10 protein-coding genes are annotated in these 12,250 nt (G+C 67.6%); 5 read left to right on the plus strand and 5 right to left on the minus strand.

Features of this window, described 5'->3' with window-relative positions; genetic code table 11:
* Nucleotides 1-30: 30 nt before the first annotated feature.
* Nucleotides 31-1,656 carry an amidohydrolase gene (locus ShzoTeo12_RS25185; RefSeq protein ID WP_318912962.1) on the minus strand — a complete coding sequence of 542 codons (1,626 nt, stop codon included), beginning with the start codon at nucleotides 1,654-1,656 and terminating at the stop codon, nucleotides 31-33.
* 242 nt (nucleotides 1,657-1,898) lie between these two features.
* Here ShzoTeo12_RS25185 and ShzoTeo12_RS25190 point away from each other — a divergent pair, with 242 nt between their 5' ends.
* Nucleotides 1,899-2,834 carry a LysR family transcriptional regulator gene (locus ShzoTeo12_RS25190; protein ID WP_318914367.1) on the plus strand — a complete coding sequence of 312 codons (936 nt, stop codon included), beginning with the start codon at nucleotides 1,899-1,901 and terminating at the stop codon, nucleotides 2,832-2,834.
* On the opposite strand, the gene ShzoTeo12_RS25195 is transcribed toward ShzoTeo12_RS25190, so the two are convergent.
* The 4 genes from ShzoTeo12_RS25195 to ShzoTeo12_RS25210 all read right to left on the minus strand — a co-directional run bounded on the left by ShzoTeo12_RS25195 (nucleotide 2,835) and on the right by ShzoTeo12_RS25210 (nucleotide 7,245).
* Nucleotides 2,835-3,635 (minus strand): M55 family metallopeptidase, encoded by an 801-nt coding sequence (locus tag ShzoTeo12_RS25195; protein WP_318912963.1) that lies wholly within the window; start codon nucleotides 3,633-3,635, stop codon nucleotides 2,835-2,837. It abuts the gene before it with no gap.
* Entirely contained in the window at nucleotides 3,632-4,669 is a 1,038-nt protein-coding gene (locus tag ShzoTeo12_RS25200; protein ID WP_318912964.1) for a P1 family peptidase, read from the minus strand. Before ShzoTeo12_RS25200 ends, ShzoTeo12_RS25195 begins: the two co-directional genes overlap by 4 nt.
* A 26-nt stretch (nucleotides 4,670-4,695) precedes the next feature.
* The gene (locus ShzoTeo12_RS25205) at nucleotides 4,696-5,547 is read right to left on the minus strand and encodes a D-amino-acid transaminase (protein ID WP_318912965.1); all 852 of its coding nucleotides are present in this window, start codon (nucleotides 5,545-5,547) and stop codon (nucleotides 4,696-4,698) included.
* 135 nt (nucleotides 5,548-5,682) lie between these two features.
* Entirely contained in the window at nucleotides 5,683-7,245 is a 1,563-nt protein-coding gene (locus ShzoTeo12_RS25210; RefSeq protein ID WP_413251172.1) for a D-aminopeptidase, read from the minus strand.
* A gap of 234 nt (nucleotides 7,246-7,479) precedes the next feature.
* Between ShzoTeo12_RS25210 and ShzoTeo12_RS25215 the strand changes: the two genes are divergently transcribed.
* Genes ShzoTeo12_RS25215 through ShzoTeo12_RS25230 form a run of 4 tightly spaced genes read left to right on the plus strand, consistent with a single transcriptional unit; the run spans nucleotide 7,480 to nucleotide 12,244 of the window.
* Nucleotides 7,480-7,983: an Lrp/AsnC family transcriptional regulator gene (locus tag ShzoTeo12_RS25215; protein WP_318912966.1), complete on the plus strand. Its 504-nt coding sequence runs from the start codon at nucleotides 7,480-7,482 to the stop codon at nucleotides 7,981-7,983.
* 3 nt (nucleotides 7,984-7,986) lie between these two features.
* Nucleotides 7,987-9,531, plus strand: a complete 1,545-nt coding sequence (locus ShzoTeo12_RS25220) for a hydantoinase/oxoprolinase family protein (RefSeq protein ID WP_318912967.1) — start codon at nucleotides 7,987-7,989, stop codon at nucleotides 9,529-9,531.
* On the plus strand, nucleotides 9,528-10,649 hold the full coding sequence (locus ShzoTeo12_RS25225; protein WP_318912968.1) for a DUF917 domain-containing protein: 1,122 nt from the start codon (nucleotides 9,528-9,530) through the stop codon (nucleotides 10,647-10,649). Before ShzoTeo12_RS25220 ends, ShzoTeo12_RS25225 begins: the two co-directional genes overlap by 4 nt.
* 32 nt (nucleotides 10,650-10,681) lie before the next feature.
* Nucleotides 10,682-12,244, plus strand: coding sequence for an ABC transporter substrate-binding protein (locus tag ShzoTeo12_RS25230; RefSeq protein ID WP_318912969.1), 1,563 nt, complete (start codon nucleotides 10,682-10,684; stop codon nucleotides 12,242-12,244).
* Nucleotides 12,245-12,250: the final 6 nt, after the last annotated feature.

Here is a 12,250-nt window from a genome sequence, read left to right on the forward strand (position 1 = left end):
GGCATCGTTTCGTTTCAGTCCGGCAGGCCGTCAGCGCGCATCGTGCACGACGCGGCCTGCAAGCAGGGTCAGCAGGCAGCGCGTGCCTGAGAGAATGGTGTCTGTCGGGGCCTCCAGAAGATCGTTGTCGAAGACGGCGATGTCCGCCCACTGGCCGGGCACGAGCCGGCCCTTCACGCCCTCCGCCTTCTGCGAATAGGCGCCGTATTCGGTATAGGCCTGCAGGGCCTCCTCGCGGCTCAGCGTCTCGGATGCCTCCATCACCGTGCCCTTGCCGGTCTCGCGCGTCACCATGGCGTGGAGGTTCGGGAAGGGATCGGGCGAGCAGACCGGCGAATCCGAGCCGGTCGAGGGCTTGAGACCGAGGCGCATCCAGGTGCCGATGGGGTAGGACGGAAGGCCGCGCTCCTCGCCGAGCACCGCGATATAGCTGTCGCCGAAATCGTGGATGAAGGCCATCTGCGGCGCCGGCAGGATGCCCGCCGCCTTCATGCGCTCATGCTGCTCGGGCGTTGAAAAGCCGCAATGCTCGATGCGGTGGCGGCGATCCGGGTCGGGATTGCCAGCCAGCGCCTTCTCGTAGGCGGTGATGAGCTGCTCGATCGCCCCGTCGCCGATGGCGTGGCAGACCATCTGGTAGCCCCGGTCGTGATAGTCCTTGACGGCGGCATAGACCACCTCGTCGGGCAGCATCTGCACGCCGATATTGTCCGGCTCGCCCTCATAGGGCTTCGTCATCCAGGCCGTGCGCCCGCCGGCCGAGCCGTCGAGGAAGACCTTGACGCCGCCGACGCGCAGCATGTCGTCGCCCTTGCCCGAAAGCAGCCCGGCGCGCCAGCAATCCTCGACGATGGAGACGCCGGGATCGCCGAGCAGCGTCAGCCAGACGCGCACCGGCAGGCGGCCGGCGAGCTTGGCCATCTCATAGGCCTGGATCTCGGCAAAGCCGGCGACATGGCCGACGGCCGCGTCCATGCAGCTCGTGATGCCGAAGGCGAGAAGGTGCCTGCCGCCGCGCTCGATGCCGTCGATCAGCTCCTCGGTCGTCGCCTCGGGCATTACGGCCTTGACGAGGTTCTGTGCATTTTCCGCAAGCAAGCCGTTCAGCCTGCCATCGGTGAGGCCGATCACGCCGCCATCCGGCACCGGCGTCGCCTCGGTGATGCCCGCCAGCTCCAGCGCGCGTGAATTGGCGATGGAGACATGGCCGCAGGCCCGCGTCAGCAGGACCGGATGATCCGGCGCGGCGCGGTCGAGATCCTCGCGGGTCGGGTGCCGGCCGGTATCGAGCTTGACCTGGTCGTAGCCGCGGCCGCGCACCCAAGCCCCCTTCGGCGTCGCCGCCGCACGCTCGGAAATCCGCGCCATGAGGTCGGCGAGCGTCGGCGCGGCGGCGGGCGTCGCATCCACATGGCCCATGGCGATGCCGGTGGCGATGAGATGCAGGTGATTGTCGATGAGGCCGGGGCTCGCAAAGCGGCCTTCGAGATCGATGACCTCGGTCGAGGGGCCCTTGAGGCCCAGGATATCGGCATTGCTGCCGGTTGCGAGAACCTTTCCCTGCCAGACGGCAAGGGCTTCGCTGATGCCCTCCGCACGGCCGCGCCAGATGCGGCCATTCACCAGGATAAGATCAGCTTCAATTCCGAATGCCATTCACAGTCCCCCTGTCGGCACCGGCGGAGCGCGGAAACGCGATCACACACGCAACAGCGCTGAACGCTCCTGCGGCAAGACGGCTCCAGCCAGCACCTATTTCCTCCATAGGCAAGGTGAGAGGTTAAGCCGGCCTTGGCCAATTCGCTTTTGGCACCACTCTATGCGAAATCGGCATAGTGATTTCTATTGAATGACTTATGATCGCATTTTGGGGCGCGCGGGAGGCGATGGAGCCGGCGATGGAGATCAAGTGGCTTGAGGATTTCGTGACGCTTGCCGACACGTCGAGCTTTTCGCGCGCGGCTCAATTGCGCAATGTCACGCAGCCGGCCTTCAGCCGGCGCATCAAGCAGCTGGAAGGCTGGCTCGGCGCCACGCTGATCAGCCGCGCCACCATGCCCGCGGAACTCACACCGGCCGGGCGCAACTTCCTGCCCGTCGCGCAGGAGGCGATCCGCACCTTCTATGCGGCGCGCGAGGCGCTTCGTCCGTCGAACGAGCCCGGCCTCATCCGCTTCGCCGCGCTGCATACGCTGACCGTCACCTTCTTTCCGCGCTGGCTGCAGGCGCTGGAAAAGGCCGGCGGCGCCTTCAGTACCTCGCTCATTCCCGACCGCGGCGGCATCGAGGCCAATCTCGACGCGCTCATCGGCGACGAGGCGGATTTCTTCTTGACCTATGCCCATCCCGAAGTGCCGTTCCACCTCGATCGTGGGCAGTTCGCCTCGCTGACCGTCGCCCAGGACCGGCTGGTTCCGCTCGTGGCGACGGAGATCGTGCTGTCCGGCACGCCGCAGCCGGGGCGCAACATCCTCGACCGGGCCGTCGCGCAGCCGCGGCTTGCCGTTCCCTATCTCAGCTACGGCTTCAATTCGTTCTTCGGCGTCGCGCTCTCGCGCCTCATGCTGCGCCGCCCACCCTTCCGCCGCCGCACGACGCATGAGAACACGATCAGCGCCGGCCTGATGAACATGGCCGTGACGGGGGCCGGCGTGTGCTGGCTGCCGGAAAGCCTTGCGCGCGACGAAATAGAAGCCGGCCGCCTCGTGCCCGCCTCGGCGGACGAGGGCTGGAACCTCGACCTCGACATCCGCCTCTATCGGCACGCCGCGCCGCGCAACCGCAAGGTCGAGGACCTGTGGCGCATGGCGCAGCAGGCACTGGAAAGCGCCTGATCAGACCTTGAGGAAGAGCAGCGCGCGCAGGATCTCGGAAAAGTCCCTGTGCTCGAAGGCGACAGCGCGGGGGCCGTGCGCCTTGGCGCCCGGATACCAGCCGGCGCGATAGGCCTCCGTCGGCGTGGCGAACTCGATGACCACCTCATAGTGATCGGGCCTTGCCGGAAGCGCCTGCGCGAAATCGCCCGAGAGCGCCGCCGCCACGCCTTCGCGGATCAGGCGGCGCGACCAGACGGGCGAGATCGACGTGGAGGCCTTGCCCCTGCCGTCCAGCGTCTCGACCGCGGCAAGGCCGGGCACCATGGCCCGCGCCTCCGCGCACATGCCGACATCGCCCGAAAGGAAGACGGACGGCACGCCGTAGCCGGCGGCACAGAGCGCATTGAAGGTGAATTCCGAGGCGACCTCGCCGTTGAGCAGCAGCCGCGAGATGCGCAGGTTCGACGTATGGGCGAGCGGATTGACCTCCGTCCCCGCCTTGGAATGGTAGCCGGTATAGAGCGCCGCCGCGAAGGTTTCATCGATGCCGAACATCATCTCGTCGGGATGGCCGGACCAGCCGCGCACGATGCGGGCATAATCCGGCAGGCGGTCGAGGATGAGATTGCGGCCGCTGTCATGGGCGTCCTTGATCACCACTTCCGTCGCGCCGGCAGCCCGCGCGCCCTCGCAGGCGGCAACCACCTCGGCGGTCATCAGGGCACGGAACTCGGCCCAGTCGGGGTGGGCGCGGTCGGCCTCGTTCCAGTGGGCGATACCGGCGGTGCCTTCGATATCTGCGGAGATGAAGACTTTCATGGCAGCGGGTTCTCCTTGAGCCAGTCGGCGAGCGAGGGATAGAGGCGGCCGTTGCGGGCGGGCGTGGCGGGCGCCATGCAGAGCGCGTTCAGCACGGCCTCCTGCGTGGTCTCGGCGGCGGCGCGGAAAGCGATGTCGATATGGTCGTCGGCAAGCCGCTCCTGCGTGGAAAAGGCCCTGGCCGGATCGTGCTCCACCGGATCGGCGGTGGTGAAACAGAGGACGACGTCGCCGCTGCCATGCCCCCAGAACGCGCCGAGCCGGGCAAGCCCCGCCCCACCGCGCCGCGCGACGCGCTGCAACTGGCGGTCGCCGAGCGGAAGGTCCGTCGCCATGACGACGATCACCGAGCCGCGTTCCGGATTGATTGGCGCGCGCGGATCGGGCCGGCGTCCGTCCGGCAGGACGAGATCGCCCGCCGCGCCGAAATTGGCGAGCACCAGCGTGCCGAGCGTGAAATCGCGCTTGCCGATGCGCATCAGCCGCGAGGCCGTGCCGATACCGGCCTTGAAGCCGAAGGCGGTCATGCCGGAGCCCGCCCCGACCGCGCCCTGCTCCACCGGACCGGGCTTCGCCGCATCCAGAGCCGCCTCGGCATCGGCGGGCGTCACCGCCAGCGCCTGGATATCGTTGATGCTGCCGTCGTTGCACTCGCAGACCAGCGCATTGACCGTCGAGGTCTTGCGGCCGATGGCGGGATTGGCGGCGATGGCGCGGCGGATGAGTGCCTCGGTGCAGGCCGCGACGCCGAAGGTGTTGGTGAGCAGGATCGGCGTTTCGATGGTGCCGAGCTCGGCCACCTGCATCAGGCCGGCCGACTTGCCGAAGCCGTTGATGACCTCGACCGCCGCCCGCGGCTTCAGGCGGAACGGATCGTCGGCATGGGGAACGATGGCCGTGACGCCGGTGAAGCGCCCATCGCCGCGCAGCGAGCGATGGCCGACGGCAACGCCGGCAACGTCCGTGATGGCATTGCCCGGTCCCGGCGCGAGCCTTCCTTCGGGCATCAAGCCCCATTCCCGTGCCGTCTTCATGCCGCCCCTCCCAGCTCTTTCCGTTCCTAAACCGGAACGCCGGCCGCTTCCAGATAGAGGGCCTGGAGTTTTCGCGTCATCGGGCCGGGCCTGCCATCGCCGACCGTGCACTCGCCGATGCGCACGACGGGCATGACGAGGCTGGAGGCGGAGGTCTGGAACGCCTCGGCGGCGCCCTGCGCCTCTTCCGGCGAAAAGGCGCGCTCCTCGATGGTGAGCCCCTCGGCGGCGCAGAGCCGGGCAAGGGCGCGCTGCGTGCAGCCGGGCAGCGTCGCCTGCGAGGCGGCGCGGGTGAGGATGCGCCCGTCGGCGGTGATGACATGGGCCGTCGCAGATGCGCCCTCCGTCACCAGTCCGCCCTCCACCAGCCATACGTCGTCGAAGCCACGGGCGCGCGCTGCCTGCTTGGCCATGACCTGGCCGAGCAGCATGGCGGTCTTGATATCCCGCCGCTGCCAGCGCGGATCCTCTGCCAGATCGACGGAAATGCCCTCCCGCTGGCCTTTGGTGCCGGTCAGCACCTTTGCCTGCGTGAAGCCGACGAGCCGCGGCGCGAGCCCGTCCGAATAGAAGAAGTCGCGGTCCGCCTCGCCGCGCGAGACATGCAGGTAGATCGTGCCGTCCCGCAGGCCGTTGCGGGCCATCAGCTCCATCTGCACTGCGGCGATCTCCTCCATCGGCAGCGGCAGCGGAATGGCGAGTTCCCCCACCGAGCGTTCGAGACGGGCAAGATGAAGGTCGTTGTCGATCATCCGGCCGTTGATGACGGCCGTCACCTCGTAGATGGCATCGCCGAACAGGAAGCCGCGGTCGAAAAGCCCGATGCGGGCCTCCTCCTCCGGCACGAATTGACCGTGGATATAGACGATCCTGCCCATCTCTTCCTCTTGGCTCCGGCTGCGCGGGACTGCCCCGCTTTCGCGCGGACCATAGGAACGACCGGCATCGGCTGACCAATTCAATTTGGGCAGGACCTTATGCAAATTCTGCCTAGGCTATTATCTTTCAGAAGCTTAGCTGCATTTTTCATAGCCGATGCCGCGCGCCAGCCAGCAACCGAGCGTCAGGCCGGCAATGCGTCCGGCCTCGTCGCGATGGGCTTGCAGGGTCCAGTCGCCGGGCGCCGGCGCGTCCATCGAGCGCCGCGTCGCGACGATCCAGAGGTCCGGCCCGGCCGGCAGGACGATCTCCGGACGGCCTGTCCCGAGGAAACCCTCGGCCCAGAGATAGGTGCCGCCATCCCGGCATTCGATGACGATGCCGGCATCCAGCTCCGCGGAATGGTAGCGTCCGGCGATCTCCGTCGAACCGACCGGCGGCGCGGCGGCTACCGGCATCAGCCGCTCGGCAAGGTTTTCCGAGGGGCGCCGCATCAGGATATCCTCGCCCTCCCGACTGATCGTGACGGAGGCGGAGGCAAGGCCGCCCTCCGGCACCTCCCAAAGCGTTTCCGGCGATGTGGCGAAACGCAGGGTGGCCGCGTCGTATCCCGATTCCAGCCGCGCCAGCAGCCCGGTCTCGCGGCTGAGCCACCGGCCCGTCCAGCGCTCCTTGAGGGGCTGGGCGACGGGATGCGGCAGGCCGAGCGCCGCGCGCAGGATCCGGTGGGCCGCACCATAGGCATCGCCGTGATGGTTGAACATGACGACAACCGAAAGCCGCGCCTCGGTCGAGGCGATGCGGTAGGCGCGGAAGCCGCGCAGGGCGCCACTGTGGCCAGTGAAGGCGAAATCGCCGACGCGCGCATGCTGCAGGCCGAAACCATAGGCCGCCGGGGCACCGTCGCGGAAGGTCTGCGGCACGGCGATGCGCCGGTAGAGGCTTTCCGGGTCCTCGCGCGTCGCGTCGATCCAGCATTCATAGGCCAGCATGTCGTCGAGCGAGGCGGAAATGCCGGCATCGCCCCGCCAGTAGATGCTGTTTTCCGCCGGCATGTAGCCCGTCGCGTCATTGCCCTCATAGCCGACGACACCGTCTTCCGGCCGGCGCGTATCGGCCGTCAGCACCGCGCCCGCCATGCCGGCCGGCTGCCAGATGTGGCGCGCATAAAGCGCCTCCAGCGTCTCGCCGGAAGCCTCCTCGACGAGTTCGGCGACGAGCCGGAAATTGCCGTTGCTATAGGAATAGCGCGTGCCCGGCGCGAAATGCCCGGTGCGCGTGCGGGCAAAGACCTTCGCCGCATCCCCGCGCGAGAATTCCTGCTCGGCCTTCGCGCCATGCAGCACGGTCAGCGCCCAGTAGTCGCGCAGACCAGACTGGTTGTTGCAGAGGTCGCGCACCGTCGGCAGGGGGCCCTCGAAATTCGGCAGGCGCGCGGCGAGCCGTTCGTCGAGCGCCTCCGGCGCGCCGCAGGCGGCAAGCATCGCCGCGCAGGTGAACTGCTTGGAGACCGAGCAGATCGGCAGCCGCGTTGCCGCGGTCATCGCCCGATGCGTGTCGAGATCGGCAAAGCCGAAGGCCCGCCGGGCGATCACGCGCCCCTCGCTCACCACCCCGACAACGCCGCCCGGACCGGAAAAGCGCGCCGCAAGCCCGTCCAGCTCCGCCTCGATCCGCCCGCCGTCGATCATGCCCATGCGCGTCTCCCTCGATTCTTCCGGCCGGATATTGGTCAGCGCCGGCAGGCGAGGCAACTCCTCAAATTCGCCAACGCCGGAAGATACCGGCATTGCCGGTTCGGCAATTTTTCCAACCCAATCTTCCGAAGCGGGATATTTTCGGCAATGTTTCCCGGTGACGGCTGAAATATTCTTGACATAATTCCGTTTCGGAAATTTACTCCTCCCATTCAGGCCGAAATGGAACCGGAAATGAGCCAGCGCTACATCATCGACGATCTGGACCGTGAGATCATCCGCTATCTCTCCGAGGACGGCCGTCTTTCGGCGGCGGAAATCGCCGGCCGGATCGGCAGCGTCTCCGAGCGCACGATCCGCAACCGCATTGCCACCCTGCTGCAGGCGAAGATGATCGTCATCGGCGCCATTCCCGATCCTGTCGCCCTTGGGCGCGATGTTCAGGTGGAATTGCTCATCGAGGTCGAGGCGGGTCGGCAGGAAGAGGTCGCCATCCAGCTCGCCGAATATGACGAGATCGGCTACCTCGCGGCGACCAGCGGCACGGCCAATCTCAGCGCCTCGCTCTTCGTCGCCGACCATGCGGCGCTTCTCGAATTCATCGACCAGGAGCTGGGCAAGCTGCCCGGCGTCAAGCGCGTGACGAGCTCGGTGGTCCTGCGGCTCTACAAGGTATTCGGCACGAGGACGACCGCGATCAGCCGCGGCTCGGACCTCGGCGGCAAGAAGAAAGGATAACCCATGCTGCGCATTGGGGTGGATGTGGGCGGAACCAACACGGATGCAGCGCTGCTGCGCGGCACCGAGGTTCTGGCGACGGTGAAGTCCTCGACCACGGCAGACGTGACCTCGGGCGTCAGCGCGGCCATCCGCACGGTGCTCGCCGAGGCGGGCGTCGCCGCCGGCTCGGTCGATGCCGTCATGATCGGCACCACGCATTTCCTCAATGCCGTCGTCGAAGGCCGGCATCTGGAAAAGGTCGGCGTGCTGCGCCTTTGCGGCGCCTCCACCCGGTCCCTGCCGCCGATGATCGACTGGCCGGACACGCTCCGCCCCGTCGTCGACGGCGGCGCGGCGCTGGTCGGCGGCGGCGTCAACTATGACGGCTCGGAGATCGCCCCGCTCGACGGTCCGGCGATCCGTGAGGCCTGCCGCGACTGGCGCGCCCGCGGCATCGGCGCCGTCGCCATCTGCTCCGTCTTCGCGCTGGTCGATCCGCGCATGGAAAACGAGGCTGCCGAGATCGTCGCCGAGGAAATGCCGGAGGCGGCGATCAGCCTGTCGCACCGCGTCGGCCGCACGGGCCTCCTGCCGCGCGAGAGCGCCACCATCCTCAATGCCAGCCTCCACACGCTCGGCCGCGAGACGGTCGGCGCCTTCCGCTCGGCGTTTTCCGCGCTCGGCCTTAACTGCCCGCTCTACCTCACCCAGAATGACGGCACGCTGATGACGGCGGACTTCGCCGAGCGTTATCCGGTCTTCACCATCGCCTCCGGCCCGACCAATTCCATGCGGGGTGCGGCCTTCCTCACCGGGCTTTCCGACGCCGCGGTGATCGACATCGGCGGCACCACCACCGATATCGGCATGCTGGTCGCCGGCTTCCCGCGCACCCGCAGCGAGGGCGCGATGATCGGCGGCGTGCCGACCAATTTCCGCGTGCCCGACGTCTATTCCTTCGGCCTCGGCGGCGGCAGCATCGTGCGGCCCGGCGACGCGCCTACGGTCGGCCCGGATTCGGTCGGCTTCCGTCTGCCGGAAAAGGCGCTCTCGTTCGGCGGCGACACGCTGACGGCGACCGACATCGCGGTGGCCGCCGGCCTCGTCGATCTCGGCGACCGCGACCACCTTTCGCAGATCACGCCCGATTTCGCCCGCCGGATGCTGGCGCAGATGAAGGCGAGCATCGAGACGGTGCTCGACCGCATGAAGCCGAGCGCGGAGCCGATCCCGGCCATCCTCGTCGGCGGCGGTTCGGTGCTCGTCGACGGGCTGCTGGAGGGCACCTCCGTCTCGCTGAAGCCGGATCACTTCGGCTCGGCCAATGCCATCGGCGCGGCCATCGCGCAGGTCTCCGGTGAGGTCGACAGCGTGGTCTCGCTGGAAGGCACGACGCGCGAGAAGGCGCTCGAAAGCGTGGTGGCCGAGGCGCGCGCCCGCGCGGTCGAGGCGGGCGCTGCGGCCGAGACGGTGACGCTGGCCGAAATCGAGGAGACGCCGCTGGCCTACCTGCCCGGCAATGCCGTGCGCATCGCGGCGAAAGTCATTGGAGAACTCAGGGCATGAAGTACTGGACGCTCACCGAGGCGGATATCGACCGGATCGCGGTCGGCTGCGGCATTCTCGGCACCGGCGGCGGCGGCAGCACCTATCACGGCTCTCTGCGCGCCAAGGCGCTGCTGCGCGAGGGCAAGCGCATCCGCATGGTGCGCCCGGCCGACATGGCGCCGGACGCGCAGATCATCGGGATCGGCGGCATCGGCGCGCCGACCGTCGGCATCGAGAAGATCGCCGAGGGCGGCGAGGGCGTGCGCCTGATGCATGCACTCGAACGGCATATGGGCCGCAAGGTCGATGCGCTGCTCGGCGACGAGGTGGGCGGCGGCAACGGCATCGCGCCGATGCTGACGGCGGCCATGGTCGACCTGCCGGTGGTGGACGCCGACGGCATGGGCCGCGCCTTCCCCGAAGTGCAGATGACGACCTTCTTCATCCACGGCCAGCCGGTGCAGCCGGCGGCGCTCGCCGATGCCGACGGCAACGTGCTGATCGTCACCGAGGCGACCACGCCGAAGATGCTGGAAAAGCTTTTGCGCGCCAGCACCATCGCCATGGGCTGCACGGCGCTGATGACGACAGCGCCGATGTCCGGCGACTTCGTGCGCCGCTTCGGCGTGCCGCACACGACGAGCCAGGCCTGGAGCCTCGGCAATGCGGTGCTGAACGCCCGCGCCGCCAAGGAGGATCCGGTCGAGGCGATCCTCAGGCAATCCGGCGGCATGCGCCTGATGCGCGGCAAGGTCACCGACATCGCCCGCCGCGTCAGCGCCGGCTTCAACCGCGGCACGCTGACCGTCGCCGGGCTCGACGAGGATGCGGGACGCTCGATCGCCATCGAGATCCAGAACGAATATCTCATCGCCCGCGAGGGCGAGACGATCATCACAATGGTGCCGGATCTGATCTGCATCGTGGATTCGGAGACCGGCCGCGCCATCGGCACGGAAGAGCTGCGCTACGGCCTGCGCATCGACGTGCTCTCCATGCCCGCGCCGGTGCTGCTGCGCAGCGAGATCGCGCTGGAATCCGTTGGCCCGCGGGCCTTCGGCTATGATTTCGACTTCGTGCCCGTCGGCATATCCGCCGATGCGCCCGCCGTTCCGCAATATGAAGAAGACGCCTGACCGTCCGCCCACCAACCTCCCGGGAGACCGACATGAATCGCCGTAATTTCCTGAAGACGACCGCTCTTGCCGCCCTTGCCGCCGCCGGCACCCGCTGGAACCTCGCGATGGCGCAGGGCACGGGCAGCATTTTCACCCTCGCCTGCCCGACGAGCTTCCCCGACCTCGACCCTGCGACCTCGTTCTCCAACGACGGCGCGGTGCTCGCCAATGTTTATGAGAGCCTTGCCCGCTACATTCCTGCGACCGACACGACCGCTGCGAAGATCGAGCCGTTGCTCGCCACCGGCTGGGAGGTCAGCGAAGACGGCAAGACCTGGACCTTCACCCTGCGCGACGGCGTGACGTTCCACGACGGCAGCCCGCTCACCTCCGAGGCCGTCAAGGGCTCCATCGAACGCACGAAGAAGATCGCGGGCGGTGCCTCCTTCATCTGGGGACCGGTGACGTCAATCGAAACGCCGGAGCCCCTGAAGGTCGTCTTCAAGCTCTCCGAGCCGCAGCCGCTCGACCTCATCGCCTCGGCCGGCTTTGCCGCCTGGATCTATGCGCCCTCGTCCTTCGACAAGGACAATGCCTGGTTCAACGCCGGCAACGACGCCGGCACCGGCCCGTTCCAGATCTCGCGCTACGAACCCGGCCAGCGCGCGGTGCTCGAGCGCGCGGAAGGCTATTGGGGCGAAGTGCCCGAAGGCGCCTTCCAGACGGTCTCCTTCGAGATCGTCGAGGATGCGACGCTCGCCCAGAACATGATCGAGAGCGGCCAGGCCGACTGGACCTACAGCCTGCCCTACGAAAACCTCGAAGCGCTGAAGTCCAACCCGGACCTCAACGTCGTCGTCAACCCGTCCTTCGAGACGCTGTTCGGCCTCTACAACGTCAAGCGCGCGCCGCTCGACAAGCTGAAGGTGCGCCAGGCCCTGTCGCTCGCCTTCCCCTATGACGATATCATCGCCGCAGGGACCAGCGGCTTCGCCACGCGCGCCAAGGGCGTCGTTCCGGCCGGCATCTGGGGCCACGACGCGGACGCGCCGGTTCCGAAGACCGACCTCGAAGCCGCCAAGGCGCTGCTGGCCGAGGAAGGCATCGAGCCAGGCCTCGAACTTACCATGACCTATTCCACCTCGCAGGCGCTCGAAGCCGTCGCCGGTGAACTCTGGAAGGCCAATCTCGAAACCCTCGGCATCACGCTGACGCTGCAGCCGATGGCCTGGGAGGCCCAGTGGCAGCTCGGCAAGTCGAACCCGGAAGCCGCGCAGGACATCTTCGTCATGTTCTGGTGGCCGACCTTCGTCACGCCCTACGACTTCCTCTTCAATCTGTTCCACAGCGAGGAGAAGCCCAACTTCAACCTCGGCTACTACTCAAATGCCGATGTGGATGCGAAGATCGACGAGGCGGCAAAGCTCTCCGGCACCGACCGCGCCCGCGCGGAAGCCCTGTTCATCGAGGCGCAGCGCAAGATCATCGAGGAAGCTGCGGCCGTGTTCATGCTGGACCAGCCCAACATCCACGTCATCCGCGCGGACGTGAAGGGTTATGTCGACAACCCGGCCTACGGGCACGTCAACTTCGTCAACAAACTGAGCCGGTAAGGCTTA

It is taken from the genome of Shinella zoogloeoides (genome assembly GCF_033705735.1).
GTDB lineage: Bacteria > Pseudomonadota > Alphaproteobacteria > Rhizobiales > Rhizobiaceae > Shinella > Shinella zoogloeoides_A.